The sequence below is a fragment of the Acinetobacter sp. GW821-FHT01C12 genome (assembly GCF_059422625.1).
Map to the genome: position 1 here is coordinate 327,862 of NZ_JBWKXD010000001.1, position 21,384 is coordinate 349,245.

The window sequence follows — 21,384 nt, forward strand, 5'->3', positions numbered from 1 at the left end:
TTAATTTAAAAAACTTCATTTGAATAACATATGATTTTAAACTCATTTTATCAAAAAGCGATAATATATCTATAAAGTGGAGGGTTTATGCAGCTGGTTGCTGGTGGAAATATTCAAATACCTGCTCAGGATATTGAAATTTGTATCAAAACAGGTTTTTCTTCTGAGATTGAATTAGATGTTACTGCGTATTTACTGGCCCAAGGCACGCTTAAAGTGCGTGGTGATCAGGACATGATTTTTTATGGACAACGTCAAACATCCAATCAAAGTGTGGTTTTGCTAGAATCGTCATCGAAGAATCCAAATCTCACCAAATTAAAAATCAATACTGCACTTTTAGATGCACAAATTCAAAAAATCGCCATTTGTGTCACGATCAATGAACCAAACACCATTGGAAATATTGTTCCGATTGATATTGAGCTTTATGCAGCACAACAGCGTATTGCGACTGCACATTTGGACACTCGGAATAGAACTGAAAAAGCCTTAATCCTTGCAGAGATTTATTTACATAACAGCCAATGGAAGTTTCGCTTTGTTGGCCAAGGATTTAATGGTGGATTAAAGCCATTGGCAGAAAACTTTGGTGTTGTGATTGCCGATGAAGTGAAAAACACTACACCTACACCTACACCTACACCTACACCTACACCTACACCTACAAATTCAAATTCAAATTCAAATTCAAATTCAAATATTAATTTGTCTAAAATCAGACTAGATAAAAACAATTCATCCATCAATTTAAGCAAAAAAGGCAATGGTTTTGGGAAAATTTCAGTCAATTTAAACTGGAATAAAAGCCAGCCCAAATCCCAATCATTTTTTCAGAAACTATCGGGTTCAAGTGCAATAGATCTGGATCTTGGTGCGATGGTACAACTTAAAAATGGTGAAATTGATTTAGTGCAACCGCTGGGCAATCGTTTTGGTCGTTTTGAGATCAAACCATTTATTCAGCTTGATGGCGATGATCGTACTGGTTCATCTGTACAGGGTGAAAATCTGCACATTAATGGTAATCAGTGGGATCAAATTGAGCGTATTGTGATTTATGCTTATATTTATCAAGGTGCTGCGCAATGGGCAGCAACGGATGGCGTGGTTACCATTAAGATCCCAGATCAACCTGAAATTGAAGTTCATTTGACGGATGGTAATCAATTGACAACATGTTCTATTGTAGAATTAAAGAATAACAATGGCACTATACAAGCCAACCGAGAAGTTCGTTATTTTAAAGATCAAAAATATTTAGATGAACATTATGGTTTCGGTTTCCGATGGACACATGGTTCTAAAAATTAATTGACTGCATATATTTAAACAACCAATGCACACTGCAATAAAGTAGAGGAAAATATAAATGGCAATTTCATTAAACAAAGGTGGCAACTTATCTTTAAGCAAAACTGACCCAAGTTTAAACCAAGTTTTGGTCGGCTTAGGTTGGGATGCGCGTGCAACTGACGGAACAGATTTTGACTTAGATGCTTCGGCATTTTTATTAAGTGAAAGCGGTAAAGTCCGTGGTGAACATGATTTCATTTTCTATAACCAAACCCGTTCACCTGAAGGTTCTGTTGAACATACAGGCGATAACCGTACAGGTGCGGGTGATGGTGATGATGAAGCGGTTCGTATTAATCTGGCAAAAGTACCTGCAGATGTTCAAAAGATTGCGATTACAGTTACTATTCATGAAGGCGAAAGTCGCGGTCAAAATTTTGGTCAAGTTCAAAATGCGTTTATTCGTGTGGTAAATGATCAAAGCAATACTGAAATTGTTCGTTTCGATTTGAATGAAGATTATTCAACAGAAACTGCCATGATTTTTGGTGAATTATATCGCCACAACGGTGAGTGGAAGTTTCGAGCTGTAGGACAGGGTTATGCTGGCGGTTTAAGCGCAATGTGCCAACAGTTCGGTATAAGCATCTAATATAAGAGTTCAATGGATGAAACATTTTCGCTTTTCGATTCTTTTTACCATCATTTGTTTAGCAATTTCAGCGTATTGGGGTTTTACACATGGGCCCCAAGCCGGCTTAATGACCATGTTCAAGGCATTGGCAATTACTGCAATTCTTGCAGTAATGGAAGTTTCTTTATCATTTGATAATGCTGTGGTAAATGCTTCAGTACTTAAGCACTGGAATCATTTCTGGCGAACCTTATTTTTAACAGTCGGTATTGTTATCGCTGTATTTGGTATGCGTTTAATCTTTCCATTACTCATTGTTGGCGTCACTGCAGACATGGGGATGATAGAAGTCGCGAAACTTGCGCTGAACGATCCGAAAACCTACTCTGAAAAACTCATGGCACACCATGCTGAAATTGCAGCATTCGGTGGTATGTTCTTACTTTTGGTGTTCCTTAACTTCTTATTTGATGATGAAAAAGATGAGCATTGGTTCCATTGGTTGGAATCAAAACTCGCTGATCTAGGCAATATTCAAGCGATTTCAGTGTTTATTTCATTATGTGCATTATTGGTTATGGCTAATTTTGTACCTGAATCTTCTCGCCTTGTTGTAACTATGGCAGGGATCTGGGGAATTGTGGTTTATGTCGGTGTTCAGGTGATCGGACACTTGCTTGAAGGCGGTTCACATGATGATGAGCAAGAACCAGCGACTGAACAAACCAGTTCAAATAATGGTGCACCAGTCACAGGAACAATTATCAAAGGCGGTATTGGTGGCTTCTTGTATCTTGAAGTACTTGATGCGTCTTTTAGTTTCGATGGCGTAATCGGTGCTTTTGCAATTACCAGTGATGTGGTAATTATTATGCTGGGCTTGGCAATCGGTGCAATCTTCGTGCGTTCGATGACGGTTTACCTTGTAGAAAAAGGTACGCTTGATGCTTATGTTTATTTAGAACATGGCGCGCATTATGCGATTGGTGCACTTGCATTTATCATGCTTGCAAGTGGTACAGGCTTACATGTACCTGAAGTCGTAACAGGTCTGATTGGTGTCGCGTTTATTGTTTGGGCAGTGATCTCATCAATTTCTTATAGTAAAAAACAATCTCTTGAAACAACAACTGACAAAGGAAACTAAAAATGGCTATTAATTTATCAAAAGGCGGTAACATCAACCTGTCTAAAACAGCGCCTACAATGAATAAAGTAGACTTGGGTTTAGGCTGGAATCCTCGTGTGACAGATGGTAAAGCATTTGACTTGGATGCTGTTGCTTTTCTGACTGGTGAAAATGGCAAAGTTCGTTTAGATGGCGACTTCATCTTCTTTAACCAAAAAACTTCTCCTTGTGGTTCTGTCAACCATAACGGCGATAACCGTACAGGTGACGGTGATGGTGATGACGAAACAATTTCAGTTGATTTATCTAAAGTTCCAGCAGATGTGGCTAAAATTGTATTTGCTGTAACCATTCATGAAGGCCAACAAAATGGTCAAAACTTCGGTATGGTCGACAAAGCCTATATCCGTGTAATCAATAAAGATAGCAATGCAGAAGAACTTGCTCGTTTTGACTTATCTGAAGACGGTAGTACAGAAGTTGCGATGATCTTTGGTGAATTATACCGTCATAGCGGTGAGTGGAAATTCAAAGCAGTTGGTCAAGGTTTTAACGGTGGCTTAGGCGCTTTGGCTGCAAGTTATGGTGTTGCAGTTTAATTTTTAAAATCAGTACTAAAAGATTTATCTTTTAGTACTTGAAAGTGATTCGGTTTAAATCGGTTCATTTATGAACACAGTAAAAATTATTTTCAAGTACTAAATAGAGAACAACAATGCAATTCATTACTGGCCAAAAACTGGCACTTCACCAATTGTTGCAGACAGAGACACAGTTTAAAGTACGTGTACAAGTTCAAGCACCTTTTGAAATCGATATTTCTAGTTTTGGTATTGCGCCAAACGATAAACTTTTCCATGATGATTATATGACTTTCTATAATCAGCCACAGACTCCGAAAGGCGAAGTTCAATATCAGCTTCAAGGCAACATACATAATTTTACCTTTGATTTAAACAAGATAGATACAGCGCGAACGTCACGTTTTGTTATTTGTGCAACCTTAGCCAATCAACAGTCTCAAATCCAAAATATACAATCGATTCAGGTTGAGTTAGCTAATCAACAGGGTCAGATTGTTGCCAGTTATGTTTTAAATGGTTCTAATTTTAGCCAAGAAAAAGCTGTGATGCTGACTGAGATTTACTTTAAAAGTGATGCTTGGCGTATTGCTGCCATTGGTCAAGGTTTTAATGGTGGCTTAAAGGCTTTGGTTGAGCACTTTGGGGGAGAGGTTGAAGAAAGTGCAGCAGCAGCTCCATCAACAGTAAACCCATCGATAAGCAATAGCGCATCTACGATTGATCTGAAAAAGAAAGTGGTATTGGATAAAATCCAAAATGCAGCACCACATTTGGTAGACATTACTAAAAAGTCTTTGATCAGTTTAGAAAAAAATAATTTACTCGATGTAAAAGCTCGCGTAGCTTTAGTGCTCGATTATTCAGGTTCAATGCACCAACAGTATATAAAAGGTGATGTGCAAAAAGTACTCGACCGAATTATGCCCTTGGCAGTCAATTTTGATGATGATGGTAGTTTTGAGTGTTGGGCATTTGCAGAAAAATCATTGCGTTTAAGCGATGTAACCTTGAACAACTTAGAAAGTTTTGTCAATACAGATCAAGGCGGTCATCCAAAGTGGAAAGCGGGTGCACGTTATAATAATGAACCAGCTGTACTTGACGCTGTGATTCAATATTTTACCCAAGAAAACCCATCTCACTTACCCGTTTATGTGGTATTTGTTTCAGATGGTGGGGTCAGTGAAAGTAAAAAGATTAAAAATATTCTTAAAAATGCATCCAGTTTTCCTATTTTTTGGCAGTTCGTGGGTATCGGTGGTCGTAACTACGGTGTGTTGGAACAACTCGATACGATGGATGGGCGAGTGGTAGATAATTGCAATTTTTTTGAAATGAGCAATATTCAAAGCATGCCTGAAGCACAACTGTATGATGCGCTGCTTCAGGAATTTCCACTGTGGCTAAAAGAAGCGAAAAATAAAAATATTATTCGATAAAGTGAGGACAATCGATGGCTAAATTTGAACTTGTAGGCAGCCCAGAACCATTTCTATTGGTCGATTTGGTACAGGGAGAAAAAATATTTTGTGAATCTGATGCAATGGTCATGATTGAACAAAATTTAGAATTAGCAGGGAATTTACGAGGCGGCTTATTTCAATCATTTATGCGTAGATTTACCACAGGTGAATCGCTGTTTCAGCAAGAAATCAAAGCATCATTTGGTCATGGACAGTGTCTACTTTCTCCAAACATAGATGGAGATATGCAAATTCTTAACATTGGGCCTCAGCAATACACTTTATCTGATGGGGCTTTTGTTGCCGCAACAGAACATGTCAATGTCAAAGCCAAGATTCAAGCAAATTTAGGTGGTGGATTCTTTGGTGATACGGGTGGTTTTGTGGTGATGGAATCATCTGGGCAAGGGCAACTGTGTATTTCTGGTTGTGGCACCTTAATGGAAGTTGATGTAAGCACTCAGAATGGAGAAACCACCATTGATAATGGTCATGTTGTGGCATGGGATTCGTCTTTAAGTTACAACATTGGGATGCCAAGTTCACAAAACCGCGGAATTGTTGGAAATCTTTTAAATAGTTTTACCAGTGGTGAAGGTATGGTGCTTAAGTTTAGGGGCAATGGCAAAGTCATTATTTGTTCCCGAAATCGCAAGAGTTACCTCACATGGTTATCTTCAGCTTTAAATTTAAATAGAAACAATTAAATCTATGAGGGAAACACATGAGTATTAGTTTAGTAAAAGGTCAAAAAATCTCTTTAGAAAAAGGTGATGGTTCATCTTTGACCAAAATTTATCTTGGTGCAGGCTGGGATGTGGCGAAGAGTGGCGGATTTTTAGGTGGTCTTTTTGGTGGCGGTGGTGGTGATTCAATCGACCTTGATGCGTCTGTCATTATTTTTGATGAAAACAATCAACCGCTTGATGCAGTATGGTTCGGTCAATTAAAAAGTAAGGATGGCAGTATTTGGCATTCAGGGGATAATCGTACAGGTGCTGGTGATGGCGATGATGAAGTGATCCATGTTGATCTAACCAAAATTCCACCACAAGTCAAAGCACTGGTTTTTACAATTAGTAGTTTCCGTGGTCAAACTTTTGAAAAAGTTGAAAATGCATTTTGTCGTTTAGTCGACTCAAATACCAATACTGAAATCGCAAAATATAACCTTTCTGCCAAAGGCAATTATACTGCCTTGATTATCGCTAAAGTCTATCGCCACAATGGTGCATGGAAAATGTCTGCGATTGGCGATACCTGTAATGGTAAGACCATTCATGACATGCTTCCTTCGATCATTCCAGTGCTTTAAGCGCGGCTGTAAAAATTTTTAATCAACAAAGCCATTTCTAGAAATGGCTTTTGTTTAAAGTATTTTCAAACTTTCCATTCTAAAGTTATCAATTGTGTAAAATAATTCTATAATAGCGTCCATTATTACTGACCTCAGTTGAGGTTGGTTCGTTTTAAGTCAATTTCTTCTCCGTGATTCGGCTTATTTTTCAATATTTAAATTTTATGTGTCCATGCCAACACATAAGAATATTTAGGTGCCCACATGGAAATCAAAGTCAATTACCTCGACAATCTTCGACAAGAAGCCAAGTTCGATGACTTTACAGTAATTGCTGATCAACCCATTCGCTATAAAGGTGATGGCTCTGCGCCGGGTCCTTTTGATTATTTTCTTGCATCATCTGCTTTGTGTGCTGCTTACTTTGTCAAAGTGTATTGTGCAGCTCGTGACATCCCGACAGATAATATTCGTTTATCGCAAAACAATATTGTCGATCCTGAAAACCGCTATAAACAAATTTTTAAAATTCAGGTTGAACTGCCTGCGGATATTTCGGATAAAGATCGTCAAGGTATTTTGCGTTCGATCGACCGTTGTACTGTTAAAAAAGTCATCCAAACAGGTCCTGAATTTGTTATTGAAGAAGTTGAAAGTATTGATGCCGATGCACAAGCATTGCTCATGCCAAACTTAGCACAAGAAAGCTCAACTTATATTGAAGGTAAAGATCTGCCTTTAGAGGAAACTATTGCCAATATGTCAGAGATTCTGGCAGGTTTGGGAATGAAAATAGAAATTGCCTCATGGCGAAATATTGTTGCAAATGTATGGTCATTACATATTCGTGATGCGCAATCTCCAATGTGTTTTACCAATGGTAAAGGTTCAACCAAAGAAAGTGCTTTGGCTTCGGCATTAGGCGAGTTCATTGAACGTTTAAATTGTAACTTCTTCTACAACGACCAGTTTTGGGGTCAAGACATTGCCAATGCTGAGTTTGTACATTATCCAGATGAAAAATGGTTTAAACCAGGACCAAATGGAGCGCTACCTAAAGAAATATTGGATGAATATACATTAGAGGTATATAACCCAGACAATGAATTGTTAGGTACACATTTGTATGACACCAACTCAGGTAATACTGAGCGTGGGATTTGTTCATTACCGTTTGTACGTCAATCAGATCAAGAAGTTGTATATTTTCCATCAAATTTGATTGAAAACTTATATCTAAGCAATGGTATGAGTGCAGGAAATACCTTAGCCGAAGCTCAAGTACAGTGTTTATCTGAAATTTTTGAACGTGCGGTTAAACGTGAAATTTTAGAGGGAGAAATTGCACTTCCAGATGTACCTGAAGACGTTTTAGCAAAGTACCCGCGTATTGTTGAGGGCATTAAAGGCCTAGAAGAACAGGGCTTTCCAGTCTTGGTTAAAGATGCATCGTTGGGTGGTGAATTTCCAGTGATGTGTGTCACGTTGATGAATCCACGTACAGGCGGCGTATTTGCATCGTTTGGTGCGCATCCTAAGCTTGAAGTTGCTTTAGAGCGTAGCTTAACTGAGTTGTTACAAGGTCGTAGTTTTGAAGGTTTAAATGATTTACCTAAACCAACCTTTAGCAGTAATGCGGTGACTGAACCGAATAATTTTGTTGAACATTTTATCGATTCAAGTGGTGTGGTGTCTTGGCGTTTCTTTAGTGCAAAATCAGACCATGACTTTGTTGAATGGGATTTTAGCAGTGCGGGTGAAAATGCCAATGCTGAAGAAGTAAAGACCATGCTAAACATTCTTGAAGAAATGGGCAAAGAAGTCTATATGGCAGTCTATGAGCACTTAGGGGCGACAGCTTGCCGTATTATTGTGCCTGATTATTCTGAAATTTATTTGGTTGAAGACTTAATTTGGGACAATACCAACAAAGCATTGTTATTCCGTGAAGATATCTTAAATATCCATCGTTTAGATGATGAGCAACTAGAAGCTTTAGTTGAACGTCTTGAAGACGTTGAGGTAGATGATTACACCGATATCGTGACTTTAATTGGGATTGAATTTGATGATAATACTGTGTGGGGGCAACTGACCATCCTTGAGTTAAAACTGTTGATTTATCTTGCTTTACAACAGTTTGAAGAAGCCAAAGATTTAGTTGAACAATTCCTGCAATACAATACCAATACTGTAGAACGCGGCTTGTTCTATCAGTGTATGAATGTGATGCTTGAAGTTGAACTAGATGACGACATGGATTTAGATGACTATGAAGCGAATTTCCGTCGTATGTTTGGTGATGAACGAATGGATGCAGTTATTGGTTCTCTAGACGGCAATATGCGTTTTTATGGTTTGACTGAAACCAGTATGCAGCTTGAAGGGCTTGATCGTCATTTAAGACTTATTGACAGTTATAAGAAATTACATAAGGCACGTGCTAAAGCAGTTGGCTTAGCAAGTTAAACGTGTTTTATTGATAACTTAAGTGAAATACCCAAGATTCGTCTTGGGTTTTATTTTTCAAAATGATATTTGATAAATCATTCAACGGCTTAAATTTATACTGCTGATGAAATGGGTAATTCCTGAATATCATTAACAACAAAATAATAACTAATCCATCAATAAATTTTGATATTTATCAGCTTGTGTTCTTAAAAAATCCCAAACCAATTTTATACGCGGTTCATGCTGTAAATCGACTAAAGTTAGCATCCAAAAGGTATGAATAAAACGAACTTCGTCTTGTAACACCTGTTTAAGTTCTGGTTTATTTTCTGCCAAAAACTTTGGCAAAATTGCCAATCCAGCACCTGCACTCACAGCAACTTGTTGGGCCAAAATACTGCTACTTCTAAAATTCGCATTGAGCTGTAATGGCAGACGTTCTAAACAATACAGTTCAGGACTGTAAATTAAATCGTCAATATAGTTTACAAACTGATGGTTTTTTAAATCTTCAAGTTTTTTAATCGCTTGGGTACTTTCTAAATAGCTTTTACTGCCATAAATTTTAAGACAATAATCGGTTAAACGGGTAATAATATAAGGTCCTGACTTAGGACGATCGATGGAAATCACAATATCGGCTTCACGATGCGACAGCTTAATCATTTTTGGAACTGGGATAAGATCAATCGTGAGTAAAGGATATTGTTTAGACAGTTCTGCCAATAGCTGGGCTAAAAATGCTGTTCCAAAACCCTCTGGTGTGCCAATTCGCACATGTCCTTGTAAAGGTAAGTTGGGCTTTTCAATTTGCAAAAAAGCTTGCTCCATTTGCTCGACACGGGGCACCAACGCCAAGCCTTCCATAGTTAGTTCATAACCTGTGGCTTCGCGTCTAAACAACGGTGTTCCTAAAGCTAATTCTAGCGCCTGTATCCGTCTAGATACGGTACTGTGTTCGACCCCAATAATACGAGCTGCATTGGTTAACGTCTTGGCACGCGCTAAAACTAAAAAAAACTGTAGGTGATCCCAATCGACTTTCATTGTGTATGACATCCTTGTGCATATTTGCACATTCATTGTGCGTTAATTTCTATTGGTCATCTATATTTTCTTTGTTAGTTTGATTTGAAACAGCACTGATGAAAATACTGCTTTTGGCTATTTTCTAAGAATGTAACAACAAAAAATATTGCCTATGGAGAGGTTATGAACACAATGTCAAATATTCATTCAACGACGGCTAAATTATTAATTAATGGAAAATTTACCGAATCAAATACTACTGAATGGCAAGACATTCTAAATCCAGCGACCCAAGAGGTACTTGGTCGTGTCCCAATGGCAACTCTAGACGAAGTTGATGCTGCAATTGCTGCTGCACAAGAAGCATTTAAAACTTGGCGTTTTACACCGATTCAAGCCCGTATGCGTATCATGCTGAAACTGCAAGATTTGATTCGTGACAATATGAAAGATATCGCCCGTGTTTTGACCGCAGAACAAGGTAAAACCTTGGCTGATGCAGAAGGCGATATCCAACGTGGCTTAGAGGTGGTTGAACATGCTTGCTCGATTGGCACCTTGCAAATGGGTGAATATACTGAAGGTGTAGCTCGTGGTGTAGATACTTATACCTTGCAACAACCATTGGGTGTATGTGCTGGAATTACCCCGTTTAATTTTCCTGCCATGATCCCTTTGTGGATGTTTCCAATGGCGATTGTTTGCGGCAATACCTTCGTACTTAAACCGTCTGAGCAAGATCCACTATCGACCATGATGCTGGTTGAATTGGCATTACAAGCAGGTGTACCTGCTGGTGTACTCAATGTGGTACATGGTGGCAAGCAAGTGGTAGATCGTCTATGTACGCATCCAGACATTAAAGCCATTTCATTTGTAGGTTCGACAGCAGTAGGAACGCATGTCTATAACTTAGCGGGTCAGCATGGTAAGCGTGTGCAATCGATGATGGGTGCAAAAAACCATGTCGTGGTCATGCCAGATGCCAACAAAGAACAAACCTTAAATGCTTTAGTTGGTGCTGCATTTGGTGCGGCTGGACAACGTTGTATGGCATTGTCAGTTGCTGTCATGGTCGGTGAAACTAAAAACTGGGTGGATGAATTGGTTGAAAAAGCCAAAACACTGAAAGTCAATGCTGGGCATGAACCGCAAACAGATATTGGTCCTGTGATCTCACCCCGTGCTAAAGCTCGGGTTATGGATTTAATTAATAGCGGTATTGAACAAGGTGCGCAACTCTTACTCGATGGTCGAGACGTACAAGTCCAAGGCTACGAAAATGGCAATTTTGTTGGTGCAACCATATTCAATCAAGTCAGCACCGATATGCGCATCTATACAGAAGAAATTTTTGGCCCTGTTTTAGCCATTATTCATGTTGATACGCTTGAACAAGCCATTGAATTGGTCAATGCCAATCCGTTCGGGAATGGAGTGGGTTTATTTACCCAAAGTGGCGCAACAGCGCGTACTTTCCAAAGCACCATTGATATTGGTCAAGTTGGTATCAATATTCCAATTCCTGTGCCGGTTCCATTCTTTAGCTTTACAGGGTCAAGAGGTTCAAAATTAGGGGACTTAGGGCCTTATGGTAAACAAGCAGTACAGTTCTATACTCAAACCAAAACCATTACCAGTCGTTGGTTCGAAGATACACAAGAAAAAGGTGAAGTGAATACCACCATCAGCTTGCGTTAATACAGGAGTTCAAGGATGAATATTGCATTTATTGGTTTAGGCAATATGGGCGGTAAAATGGCCCATAATTTACTCAAAGCAGGTTTGACGGTTTATGGCTTTGATTTAAGTGATGTTGCAATCGCACATTTCACTGAAGCAGGTGGAATTGCTTGTAATAGTCCACAGAAAGCAGCAGAAAATGCAGATGTGGTAATTACCATGCTGCCAGCCGCAAAGCATGTTAAAGAGGTGTATTTGGGTGAAAATGGGGTACTTGCTGTGCTTAAACAAGGCAGCTTATGTATCGACAGCAGTACCATTGATCCACAAACTATTAAAGACATTGCTGCAATTGGTGCAGAGCAAGGAATTCAAATTTGTGATGCACCTGTTTCAGGTGGCACGATCGGGGCTCAAGCAGGTACGCTAACCTTTATGGTAGGAACTGATGATAAAGCTTTTGAACAAGTAAAATCTGTGCTTGCACCAATGGGTAAGAACATCGTGCACTGTGGTGAAGTGGGTGCAGGACAAATTGCTAAAATTTGCAATAATCTCATTTTAGGCATTTCAATGGCCGCAGTGGCTGAAGGCATGGCGCTCGGGGCAAAACTCGGTATCGATGCACAAGCATTAGCAGGTGTAATCAATAGTTCAAGTGGTCGTTGCTGGAGCTCGGAAGTGTGTAACCCATGGCCGGGTATTTCTGCAAATGCACCTGCTGGACGTGGTTATAGTGATGGCTTTGCCTCTCAACTGATGCTTAAAGATTTGGGTTTGGCTGTTGAAGCCGCAGGCCAAGTCAAACAACCTTTGCTTTTAGGTGGTTTGGTACAGCAGCTTTATCAGCAACTGTGTATGCAAGGTAATGCTCAACTCGATTTTTCCAGCATTATTCAGCAATATTTGCCTAAAGAAACTTAATCATCAATCGAAGCATAGTCAATTTCACCACCCATGGGTGGTGAAAAACCAATAGATTCACTCGTGTCATGAATAACAATAAATCCAGGCCGGAGTATATAATATGTTGAATTATCAGGATGTTGCTAAAACATTTAATTTAGATGGTGCGGTTAAAGAAATGCTCTCAGGTTCAGTCGATCAACTGAATGCCTGTTATGAATGCTGTGACCGACATGCGGAAGCAGATCGCGAAAAAGTTGCCCTATATTGGCAAGCTAAAGATGGTCGTAAAGAGCAATATACCTTTGCTCAACTGAAAAAATGGTCGAGTCAGTTTGCCAATTTTTTAAAGTCACAGGGTATTCAAGCCGGTGATCGTATCTCTGGTTTATTACCAAGAACTCCCGAATTATTGGTGGTGATTCTCGCTGCTTGGCGAATTGGTGCAGTTTATCAACCGCTATTTACTGCATTTGGCCCAAAGGCGATTGAACATCGAGTTCAGCTGGCAAAAAGCAAATTGGTTGTGACCGATATCGGCAATCGTAGCAAACTGGATGAAGTTGCACAGTGTCCACAAATTATGACTGTCGCTGATCAACAGGGTCATGCTATACAACAAGGCGATTTAGATTTTTGGAAAGAACTCAATCTATATGCTGAGCAATGTGATCTGGTCATGCAAAGCATTCAAGATCCATTTTTACTGATGTTTACCTCAGGCACCACGGGGCCTGCAAAACCGTTGGAAGTTCCTCTCAAAGCCTTAATTGCTTTTGGCAACTATATGAAAGATGCGATCGGCTTACGTGCAGATGATGCATTTTGGAATATTGCTGATCCAGGTTGGGCATATGGACTTTATTACGGTATCACTGGACCCTTGTTGTTAGGTCATGCCACTTTGTTTTATGAAGGTGGTTTTAGCATAGACAGTTTATGTCAAATTATTGATGATTATAAAATTACCAATTTGGCAGGTGCACCTACGGCATATCGGATGATGATGGCCGCGGATCCCGCTCAAATGGCACAACTAAAGGGTAAATTCCGTGTTGTGAGCAGTGCTGGTGAACCTTTAAATCCAGAAGTTTTTCGTTGGTTTAAACAAGTGCTTGATGCGCCTATTTTTGATCATTATGGACAGACAGAGGTGGGCATGGTGGTGTGCAACCATCATGGTTTAAGCCATGACGTCCGTGCAGGCGCTGCTGGTTTTGCCAGCCCAGGTTATCGTGTTGCTGTGGTAGATGATCAAGGCAATGAGTTGCCTGCCGATACCGCTGGAATTTTAGCGATAGATATCAGTCGATCACCGATGATGTGGTTTGGTGGCTATAAAGAAAGTCGTAAATCACCATTTATCAAAAATTATTATTTGACCGGTGATACTGCTGAATTACATGCAGATGGGAGTATGAGCTTTGTTGGACGTAGTGATGATGTGATTACCACCTCTGGATATCGTATTGGACCTTTTGATGTAGAAAGTGCATTACTTGAACATGAGGCAGTGATTGAAGCTGCTGTTGTTGGAGTACCTGATCCAGAGCGAACAGAAATCGTTAAAGCTTTTGTGATTTTGGCTGAAAATAAAACACCGTCTGAGGAATTGGCTGAACAACTTGGGCAATTTGTCAAAAAACGTCTGTCTGCCCATGCTTATCCTAGACAAGTTGAATTTGTCACTGAACTACCCAAGACCCCAAGTGGTAAGATTCAACGCTTTTTACTGCGAAATCAAGAAATTGCTAAACAACAATTAAGTGTATAAAGCCAGTAAGGATCATCCTAGACAAGCTAAACTTGCCGAATGTAGGATGTTAAATGATGCTAAGGAATATGAAATGCAATTTACTGAAGAACAATTATTGATTCAGGACATGGCGAAAAGCTTCGCCCAAGAACAAATTAAACCAAATGCTGCGGAATGGGATAAACACAGCATTTTCCCCAAAGAAACCTTGTCACAAATGGGGCAATTGGGCTTTATGGGGATGCTGATTTCAGAGCAATGGGGTGGTTCAGATACTGGTAACTTAGCCTATGTCCTTGCACTTGAAGAAATTGCGGCGGCCGATGGCGCAACCTCTACCATTATGAGTGTGCATAATTCAGTCGGTTGTGTTCCGATTGCTAAATTTGGTAGTGAAGAACAAAAACAAAAATATTTATTGCCTTTGGCACAAGGTGAAATGATTGGTGCTTTCGCATTGACCGAACCGCATACTGGCTCTGATGCAGCAGCACTGAAAACCCGAGCTGTCAAAGATGGTGAGGATTGGATTATTAACGGCGCAAAACAATTTATTACTTCAGGAAATAATGCTGGTGTAATTATTGTATTTGCAGTGACCGATCCAAGTGCTGGTAAAAAAGGCATCAGTGCCTTTATTGTGCCACGGGGAACTGCGGGCTATGAAGTGATTCGGACTGAAGAAAAACTGGGATTGCATGCTTCAGATACCTGCCAAATTGCATTAACTGATGTGCGTGTACACAAAAGCTTAATGTTAGGTCAAGAAGGTGAAGGGCTTAAAATAGCACTGTCTAATCTGGAAGGCGGTCGTATTGGTATTGCTGCGCAAGCGGTGGGTTTGGCACGTGCGGCCTTAGAAGAAGCCAGCAAATATGCCAAAGAACGGATTACTTTTGGAAAACCGATTTTTGAACATCAGGCAATCGCTTTTCGTTTGGCCAGTATGGCAACAGAAATCGAAGCAGCTCGTCAATTGGTCCATCATGCCGCACGATTGAAAGAAGCAGGCAAGCCCTGTCTCAATGAAGCCTCAATGGCAAAATTATTTTCCTCAGAGATGGCAGAGCGTGTCTGTTCTGCTGCACTACAAATCTTTGGTGGTTATGGTTATTTAAAAGATTTTCCAATTGAACGAATTTATCGTGATGCACGTATTTGCCAAATCTATGAAGGTACCAGTGACATCCAGCGTTTAGTGATTGCGCGAAGTTTATAAATAGAGTTAATCGCTGTGTATCAGATGATGAGATAAAACAGATAAGGAAATGAATATGCAATTTGAAACGATTTTACTGGAAAAACATAAAGGTGTAGGTTTAATTACACTCAATCGCCCAAAGGCTTTAAACGCATTAAATTCAAAATTAATCCAAGAAGTAAATTTAGCTTTAGATGACTTAGAAAAGGATCAGGATATTGGCTGTATGGTGCTGACTGGTTCAGAAAAAGCCTTTGCAGCAGGTGCTGATATTAAAGAAATGGCGGGATTGAACTTTCCCAATATTTATTTTGATGATTTTTTTAACCTTGCCGATCAAATTGCGCAACGCCGTAAACCCTTAATCGCAGCTGTCAGTGGTTATGCCTTGGGTGGTGGTTGTGAGTTGGCACTGATGTGTGATTTTATTTACTGTGCGGATAATGCCAAATTTGGCTTACCTGAAGTCACTTTAGGCGTGATTCCAGGCATTGGGGGTACACAGCGTTTAACCCTTGCCATAGGTAAAGCCAAAGCGATGGAAATGTGTTTAACCGCTCGACAAATGGGGGCAATTGAGGCAGAACTGAGTGGTTTAGTTGCCCGTGTGTTTAGCCCTGAAGAGCTTTTAACCCAGACTTTAAGTGCTGCTGAAAAAATTGCTGAAAAATCATTGGTGGCGACAATGATGATCAAAGAATCAATTAATCGTGCCTTTGAAGTGAGTTTGGCGGAAGGTTTACGTTTTGAACGACGAACCTTTCATTCAATTTTTGCTACTTTGGATCAAAAAGAAGGCATGCAAGCCTTTGTTGATAAACGCCAAGCCAACTTTAAAAATCAATAACAGGATGAAGATCGGATGAATACTGAAAATCATTTAATTATCGAACAGAACGCAGCTCTGGGTGTGATTACCTTAGATCGAGTGTCCAGCCTGAATGCACTGACTTTGGATATGATCAATGGTATCCGCACACAAGTAGAAACTTGGCAAAATGATGCTGGCATTCAAGCGATACTGATCAAATCTAATAGCCCAAAAGCATTTTGTGCAGGCGGTGATATTCGTTATCTTTATGATTGTTATCAAAATGGTACAGATGGCCATAAAGGCTATTTTATCGCTGAATATGACATGTTGAATAGCATTCGCGCGTCTAAAAAACCGGTTGTGGTATTGTTAGATGGCTATGTCTTAGGTGGCGGTTTTGGTCTGGCACAGGCCTGTCATATTATTGTTAGCAGTGAAAAATCACGTTTTGCCATGCCTGAAACGGCGATTGGTTTCTTTCCTGATGTTGCAGCAACGCATTTCTTGTCACGTTTAGATGATATTGGGGTCTATTTGGCAACCACTGGCGACCAAATCAGTAGCAGTGATGCCTTATATTTAGATTTGATTGATTATCATGTTCCTAGCCAACAGTTTCATGCCTTACTTGATGCGTTGAGCCAATCAAGCAATTTAAGCAAAGACAATATTGAACAGATAATTTCTAAATTTATTACCCGTCCTGTAGAAAGTGAACTCAGTGCATCGGTTGAGAACATTCGTAAGCATTTTGGCTTTGAAAATTTGCAAGATATTGAAAAAAGTCTTGAAAATGAAAAAGACCAACAGCATCAAGCCTGGGCAAGCAAAGTCTTAAGCACTTTGCAACAACGTTCTTGGGTGGCGAAAAAGACCAGTTTAAGACTGCAATACTTGGGACGGGGATTGTCATTACAACAATGTATGCAGTTGGAACGAAATTTACAGGATATCTGGTTTGAACATGGCGATATTCTTGAAGGTGTTCGTGCTTTAATTGTCGACAAAGATAAACAGCCCAAATGGCAGCAACAGAATGCAACGCTAGATAAAATATTGGCTGAATTAGGTTAATATCTTTAATGCGTATATCAGTTCTGTTTTTAAAAACATTCAGATACGCTTAAAGGCAACAAAAAAAGGAAATCATGCGATTTCCTTTTTTCACGATGATCAAAAGCACCTATAAATCGATCTTATCGTATATAGCGTTGGCTTTCTCTGTGATTGCAGTCATATGGATTGCACCATGAATCATTCCTGCTAGAAGATGAAATTTCACCGAGACACCAGCATCTCTTAATCTTTCAGCATATTGTTCGCCATCATGACGCAGTGGATCATATTCACAGACAAAAATTGTTGCCTCAGGTAAGCCTTGTAATGATTGTGCCAGTAGAGGACTCACCAGCTCATTGGTTTTGTCAGAATCACTATTTAAATATTGATCCCAACAATACGCCATTGTTGCAGTCGTTAAGCCATAACCATCCGCATAAGTTTCATAGGATTTACCCTGCATCGTGGCATCTAAGGCTGGATAAAACAGCAGTTGTTGACTAATTTTGATTTCTGGATGCGCTTTAGCGAGTAAGCATGCAGCCGCTGCAAGGTTAGCTCCCGCACTATCACCACCCACAGCAATACGATTTTGATCAAGCCCTAAACTTAAAGCATGTTCTTGAATATAACGAAGTGCTGTAAAAAAATCTGTCAGTGGTACTGGAAATTTGAATTCAGGCGCTAGGCGATAATCCACTGAAAAGATAACATGCTGTGTTGATTCTGCCAGTAAGCGGCATGAACGATCCCATGCATCTAAACTCCCCAAACACCATCCACCACCGTGGGCAAATACTAAAGCTGGGTTGCTTTGTAGTTGCACCAAAGCATAGGGCGTATATACCCGAACTTGGATTTGAGCTTGATCAGAAGTTGTGACCCAAAAACTGGATTGATAGCTGGGATCTCGCTCAATACCTTGCTGTTGTATGATGTCCTGATTTACCTGCGCTCTTAATTCACAAAGTGTGTTTGCAGTTGTTGCAGCAGGTCTAGTGTTAAGCCAGTCTGTAATTTGATGATCTAAAGGCATCTTATTGCTCCTGTTGTAGAAATTCTAAAATCAGGGAACAAAACGCTTCGGGTTGTTCCTCCATAATAAAATGACCACAATCTTTGACAATTGCACTGGTTAAATGTGGTGCAACTTTTTTCATGGTTTCATAAGGTGCATCATTGGTTGCCTGTTCTGCACCAATCGCCAATACAGGCATTTCTAGATTTTTAGTTGCGCGGATTTTATTTTGACGAATGGTTTCCGGGATTGAACGATAGTAATTAAAACCAGCCGTTAAACGTCCCGATACTTTATAAGCCTCAATATACGTTTCAGCGGCGACTTTATCTCTGTGCCACGACCACTTATCAAAAATATAATTAAGATAAGTTTCTTCACGTCCACTGACCAAAGCTTCAGGTAAGTCCATCACTTGATTAAACATGAAATGCCATAGAAAAATATTTTCATCAGCTGAAACAAAAATAGGCGGTGGTGTTGCCAATCCGGGAATAACGGCTTCAGTCACAGCCAGAGAAGTAACAGATTGGGGAAAATCAGCTGCAAGTGCATAAGCAACCCACATCCCGATATCGTGACCAATCACTGAATAAGTACCATGTCCAAGTTTTGACATTAAGCTGGATAAAATTGTCGCAATTCGCCCCGTATCATAACTTCCATTCAGCGGCACAGAATATCCCGTCCCTGGTGGATCCACAGCAATTACCTGATAACCGTTGGCTGCCAAGACGCTCATTACATTTCGCCATGCGTACCATGTTTGTGGCCAACCGGGGATAAGTAATACAACAGGACCACGGCCTGTAGAGACATAATGAAGTTTTTTACTGTCTATATGAATGTAATGATGCTGAAATTGATCAACTAAATTTTCATGTGTTGTAATGGTTGTCATAGTAAATTCCAATCGCTGCCTTAGATACCCAAAAGTTGATTTATTTGTAATTGATTGACAGGCGCTGCGGCAAAATCATCAAAGGTTTTATCAGTAACATGAATAATATGTTGTTGAATAAACTCAGCACCTTCACTTGCGCCATCTTCTTTATTTTTTAAACAACATTCCCATTCCAAAGTTGCCCAGCCCTGATAGTCGTTATGTGCCAATTTTGAGAAAATTGCTTTGAAATCAACCTGACCATCTCCAGTAGAACGGAATCGACCTGCACGATCTCCCCAATTTTGATAGCCCCCATACATTCCTTGACGACCTGTCGGGTTAAACTCCGCATCTTTAACATGGAACATCCGAATAAAATCTTTATAGATATCGATGTATTCCAAATAATTCAGTTTTTGCAGAATAAAATGACTCGGGTCAAAAAGAATCTGACAACGTGGATGGTAGTGTGTCCGTTCTAAGAACATTTCAAAGGAAATGCCATCATGTAAGTCTTCGCCAGGATGAATTTCGTAACACAGATTGACATTATGTTCATCACAGGCATTGAGGATCGGCATCCAACGACGTGCAAGTTCATCAAAAGCAGTTTCAATAAGTCCAGCGGGGCGTTGAGGAAAAGGAAAGATATAAGGCCATGCCAGTGAACCTGAAAAAGTTCCCATATCTTGCAAATCTAAGCGGGCAGATGCTTGAACAGAAGCCAACATTTGTTGTTCAGCCCATTGAGTTCTAGCTACTGAATTTCCATGTAAATTTGGAGGTGCAAAAGCATCACATAAAACATCATAAGCTGGATGCACAGCCATAAGTTGACCAAAAATATGCGTTGTCAACTCACTAATTTCTAAACCATTATTTTGTAAAACCCCTTGTATTTCATCGCAATAATCTTGGCTTGTGGCTGCTAAATTAACATCAAATAAACGTTTGTCCCATGCTGGTAGTTGTACAGCTTTAAAGCCTTTGTCCGAAACCCATGCAGCAATGCTCTCTAAATTATTAAATGGGAAAATATCATCACTGAATTGTGCGAGATGAATACTTGGACCTTTGATGGTTTGCATAGCTAAACTCAATTAGTTGTCGATCGACAAACAATAGGCTTTCTTTTGAATAAAAACAACAAGTTTTTAAAAAAGAATCTAAAAAAGGGCAGCCTCTCCAACAAATCCTATTGATTTATTTGCGAAATTTATTTTTTCGAATGATAATAAAAAACACTAAATCGGATTGAAGCGTCGTTATGGCTGGTAGACCAAGAGAATTTGATAGGGAAAAAGCACTGATTCAAGCGCGTGATTTTTTCTGGCAACATGGCTATGAAGGGACTTCGATGTCAGATTTAGTCGAGGTCTTAGGTATTGCTTCAGCGCGTATTTATAAAGCCTTTGGCTCTAAAGAAGCTTTGTTTCGAGAAGCTGTTATACACTATGAAGAAAATGAAGGCGGCTTTGCGATTCACGCTTTACAACAAGCAAATATCAAGGAAGCGATCAGCCAATTATTTCAAGAAGCAATCAAACTTTATACCCAGAATAATCATTCATATGGCTGTATGGTTGTATCATCTGCAAGTGTATTAAGTGAGGAAAATCAAGGTCTTTTAGACTGGATGAAGCAACAACGTATTGAACGTGGTCAAAGTCTGGTTAAGCGCTTTAAACAGGCGAAAGCAGATGGACAATTATTAGAACATGCTGATCCTGAAATATTAGGGCAATATTACGGACTAGTGCTACATGGATTATCCGTTCAAGCCAGAGATGGTTATTCAGAACAAATGCTTGTGCAAATCATCGATTTTTCCCTTAAAAATTTAGATCAATATCTGGTTTCATCTTCAAAAGCTTAGACCTAGATCAGCAGTAACAATGTATAAGTGATGAATATTGACTTGGAATATACATCGTATGATTGCGACTTATTTTGTTGAGTTTTTAAACATTGCTTTACGGCGAATAAATGGGCGTCTCATCACTTTGCAAGGGCAATATTGAATGGGTTTTAATTTACGAAAAAATTAAACTTTAACGATATATTTCAATAAATTATTACACTTTATAAGCTAGGTTTCATCCTATTCAAAATAACACTAAGAAATAATTTATCGATTTAACATGAGATAAAGTAAACATAAAAATTCAATCTCAA

Annotated in this window: 19 protein-coding genes; 15 read left to right on the forward strand and 4 right to left on the reverse strand. The window is 39.5% G+C overall.

The window, feature by feature from the left end; all coding sequences use genetic code 11:
- Window positions 1-87 precede the first annotated feature (87 nt).
- The 8 genes from AC07WY_RS01545 (at window position 88) to AC07WY_RS01580 (ending at window position 8,872) form a co-directional block, all read left to right on the forward strand.
- Window positions 88-1,314 carry a TerD family protein gene (locus tag AC07WY_RS01545; RefSeq protein WP_494735559.1) on the forward strand — a complete coding sequence of 409 codons (1,227 nt, stop codon included), beginning with the start codon at window positions 88-90 and terminating at the stop codon, window positions 1,312-1,314.
- Window positions 1,315-1,372: 58 nt separating this feature from the next.
- Window positions 1,373-1,948 (forward strand): TerD family protein, encoded by a 576-nt coding sequence (locus tag AC07WY_RS01550; RefSeq protein ID WP_004821599.1) that lies wholly within the window; start codon window positions 1,373-1,375, stop codon window positions 1,946-1,948.
- A 16-nt stretch (window positions 1,949-1,964) separates the two neighbouring features.
- A complete protein-coding gene (locus tag AC07WY_RS01555; RefSeq protein ID WP_239045606.1) occupies window positions 1,965-3,077 on the forward strand; it encodes a DUF475 domain-containing protein in 1,113 nt (370 codons plus the stop codon).
- A 2-nt stretch (window positions 3,078-3,079) separates the two neighbouring features.
- Complete coding sequence (locus tag AC07WY_RS01560) at window positions 3,080-3,658, forward strand: TerD family protein (RefSeq protein ID WP_004821595.1); 579 nt, start codon at window positions 3,080-3,082, stop codon at window positions 3,656-3,658.
- Between the two features lie 116 nt (window positions 3,659-3,774).
- Complete coding sequence (locus tag AC07WY_RS01565) at window positions 3,775-5,082, forward strand: VWA domain-containing protein (RefSeq protein WP_494735560.1); 1,308 nt, start codon at window positions 3,775-3,777, stop codon at window positions 5,080-5,082.
- A 14-nt stretch (window positions 5,083-5,096) separates the two neighbouring features.
- A complete protein-coding gene (locus AC07WY_RS01570; protein WP_004720370.1) occupies window positions 5,097-5,813 on the forward strand; it encodes a TIGR00266 family protein in 717 nt (238 codons plus the stop codon).
- A gap of 17 nt (window positions 5,814-5,830) precedes the next feature.
- Complete coding sequence (locus AC07WY_RS01575; protein ID WP_004720371.1) at window positions 5,831-6,421, forward strand: TerD family protein; 591 nt, start codon at window positions 5,831-5,833, stop codon at window positions 6,419-6,421.
- Between the two features lie 246 nt (window positions 6,422-6,667).
- The gene (locus tag AC07WY_RS01580; RefSeq protein ID WP_494735561.1) at window positions 6,668-8,872 is read left to right on the forward strand and encodes an OsmC domain/YcaO domain-containing protein; all 2,205 of its coding nucleotides are present in this window, start codon (window positions 6,668-6,670) and stop codon (window positions 8,870-8,872) included.
- Window positions 8,873-9,022: 150 nt separating this feature from the next.
- Here the strand turns inward: AC07WY_RS01580 and AC07WY_RS01585 are convergent, their stop codons facing one another.
- A complete protein-coding gene (locus AC07WY_RS01585) occupies window positions 9,023-9,904 on the reverse strand; it encodes a LysR family transcriptional regulator (RefSeq protein WP_004720374.1) in 882 nt (293 codons plus the stop codon).
- A 165-nt stretch (window positions 9,905-10,069) separates the two neighbouring features.
- Between AC07WY_RS01585 and AC07WY_RS01590 the strand changes: the two genes are divergently transcribed.
- The 6 genes from AC07WY_RS01590 (at window position 10,070) to AC07WY_RS01615 (ending at window position 17,320) form a co-directional block, all read left to right on the forward strand.
- On the forward strand, window positions 10,070-11,587 hold the full coding sequence (locus AC07WY_RS01590; protein WP_494735562.1) for a CoA-acylating methylmalonate-semialdehyde dehydrogenase: 1,518 nt from the start codon (window positions 10,070-10,072) through the stop codon (window positions 11,585-11,587).
- 15 nt (window positions 11,588-11,602) lie between these two features.
- Window positions 11,603-12,493 carry a 3-hydroxyisobutyrate dehydrogenase gene (gene mmsB / locus AC07WY_RS01595; protein WP_004720378.1) on the forward strand — a complete coding sequence of 297 codons (891 nt, stop codon included), beginning with the start codon at window positions 11,603-11,605 and terminating at the stop codon, window positions 12,491-12,493.
- A gap of 103 nt (window positions 12,494-12,596) precedes the next feature.
- The gene (locus AC07WY_RS01600; RefSeq protein ID WP_419336453.1) at window positions 12,597-14,249 is read left to right on the forward strand and encodes an AMP-binding protein; all 1,653 of its coding nucleotides are present in this window, start codon (window positions 12,597-12,599) and stop codon (window positions 14,247-14,249) included.
- Between the two features lie 73 nt (window positions 14,250-14,322).
- Window positions 14,323-15,450, forward strand: coding sequence for an acyl-CoA dehydrogenase family protein (locus tag AC07WY_RS01605; RefSeq protein WP_419336451.1), 1,128 nt, complete (start codon window positions 14,323-14,325; stop codon window positions 15,448-15,450).
- A gap of 55 nt (window positions 15,451-15,505) precedes the next feature.
- Complete coding sequence (locus AC07WY_RS01610; protein ID WP_494735563.1) at window positions 15,506-16,279, forward strand: enoyl-CoA hydratase; 774 nt, start codon at window positions 15,506-15,508, stop codon at window positions 16,277-16,279.
- Between the two features lie 15 nt (window positions 16,280-16,294).
- Entirely contained in the window at window positions 16,295-17,320 is a 1,026-nt protein-coding gene (locus tag AC07WY_RS01615) for an enoyl-CoA hydratase/isomerase family protein (RefSeq protein ID WP_419336449.1), read from the forward strand.
- A gap of 109 nt (window positions 17,321-17,429) precedes the next feature.
- Here AC07WY_RS01615 and AC07WY_RS01620 read toward each other — a convergent pair whose 3' ends face one another.
- Genes AC07WY_RS01620 through AC07WY_RS01630 form a run of 3 tightly spaced genes read right to left on the reverse strand, consistent with a single transcriptional unit; the run spans window position 17,430 to window position 20,297 of the window.
- The gene (locus AC07WY_RS01620) at window positions 17,430-18,341 is read right to left on the reverse strand and encodes an alpha/beta hydrolase (protein ID WP_494735564.1); all 912 of its coding nucleotides are present in this window, start codon (window positions 18,339-18,341) and stop codon (window positions 17,430-17,432) included.
- A gap of 1 nt (window position 18,342) precedes the next feature.
- Entirely contained in the window at window positions 18,343-19,224 is an 882-nt protein-coding gene (locus AC07WY_RS01625) for an alpha/beta fold hydrolase (protein ID WP_494735565.1), read from the reverse strand.
- A 20-nt stretch (window positions 19,225-19,244) separates the two neighbouring features.
- A complete protein-coding gene (locus AC07WY_RS01630) occupies window positions 19,245-20,297 on the reverse strand; it encodes a sugar phosphate isomerase/epimerase family protein (protein WP_494735566.1) in 1,053 nt (350 codons plus the stop codon).
- Window positions 20,298-20,476: 179 nt separating this feature from the next.
- On the opposite strand from AC07WY_RS01630, the gene AC07WY_RS01635 reads away from it, so the two are divergent.
- Complete coding sequence (locus AC07WY_RS01635; protein ID WP_494735567.1) at window positions 20,477-21,085, forward strand: TetR/AcrR family transcriptional regulator; 609 nt, start codon at window positions 20,477-20,479, stop codon at window positions 21,083-21,085.
- The last annotated feature ends 299 nt before the right edge of the window (window positions 21,086-21,384 follow it).

Coding starts and splice junctions, on each gene's coding strand:
- AC07WY_RS01545 (WP_494735559.1), top strand. CDS start 88: ATGCAGCTGGTTGCTGGTGGAAATATTCAAATACCTGCTCAGGATATT.
- AC07WY_RS01550 (WP_004821599.1), top strand. CDS start 1,373: ATGGCAATTTCATTAAACAAAGGTGGCAACTTATCTTTAAGCAAAACT.
- AC07WY_RS01555 (WP_239045606.1), top strand. CDS start 1,965: ATGAAACATTTTCGCTTTTCGATTCTTTTTACCATCATTTGTTTAGCA.
- AC07WY_RS01560 (WP_004821595.1), top strand. CDS start 3,080: ATGGCTATTAATTTATCAAAAGGCGGTAACATCAACCTGTCTAAAACA.
- AC07WY_RS01565 (WP_494735560.1), top strand. CDS start 3,775: ATGCAATTCATTACTGGCCAAAAACTGGCACTTCACCAATTGTTGCAG.
- AC07WY_RS01570 (WP_004720370.1), top strand. CDS start 5,097: ATGGCTAAATTTGAACTTGTAGGCAGCCCAGAACCATTTCTATTGGTC.
- AC07WY_RS01575 (WP_004720371.1), top strand. CDS start 5,831: ATGAGTATTAGTTTAGTAAAAGGTCAAAAAATCTCTTTAGAAAAAGGT.
- AC07WY_RS01580 (WP_494735561.1), top strand. CDS start 6,668: ATGGAAATCAAAGTCAATTACCTCGACAATCTTCGACAAGAAGCCAAG.
- AC07WY_RS01585 (WP_004720374.1), bottom strand. CDS start 9,904: ATGAAAGTCGATTGGGATCACCTACAGTTTTTTTTAGTTTTAGCGCGT.
- AC07WY_RS01590 (WP_494735562.1), top strand. CDS start 10,070: ATGAACACAATGTCAAATATTCATTCAACGACGGCTAAATTATTAATT.
- mmsB (WP_004720378.1), top strand. CDS start 11,603: ATGAATATTGCATTTATTGGTTTAGGCAATATGGGCGGTAAAATGGCC.
- AC07WY_RS01600 (WP_419336453.1), top strand. CDS start 12,597: ATGTTGAATTATCAGGATGTTGCTAAAACATTTAATTTAGATGGTGCG.
- AC07WY_RS01605 (WP_419336451.1), top strand. CDS start 14,323: ATGCAATTTACTGAAGAACAATTATTGATTCAGGACATGGCGAAAAGC.
- AC07WY_RS01610 (WP_494735563.1), top strand. CDS start 15,506: ATGCAATTTGAAACGATTTTACTGGAAAAACATAAAGGTGTAGGTTTA.
- AC07WY_RS01615 (WP_419336449.1), top strand. CDS start 16,295: ATGAATACTGAAAATCATTTAATTATCGAACAGAACGCAGCTCTGGGT.
- AC07WY_RS01620 (WP_494735564.1), bottom strand. CDS start 18,341: ATGCCTTTAGATCATCAAATTACAGACTGGCTTAACACTAGACCTGCT.
- AC07WY_RS01625 (WP_494735565.1), bottom strand. CDS start 19,224: ATGACAACCATTACAACACATGAAAATTTAGTTGATCAATTTCAGCAT.
- AC07WY_RS01630 (WP_494735566.1), bottom strand. CDS start 20,297: ATGCAAACCATCAAAGGTCCAAGTATTCATCTCGCACAATTCAGTGAT.
- AC07WY_RS01635 (WP_494735567.1), top strand. CDS start 20,477: ATGGCTGGTAGACCAAGAGAATTTGATAGGGAAAAAGCACTGATTCAA.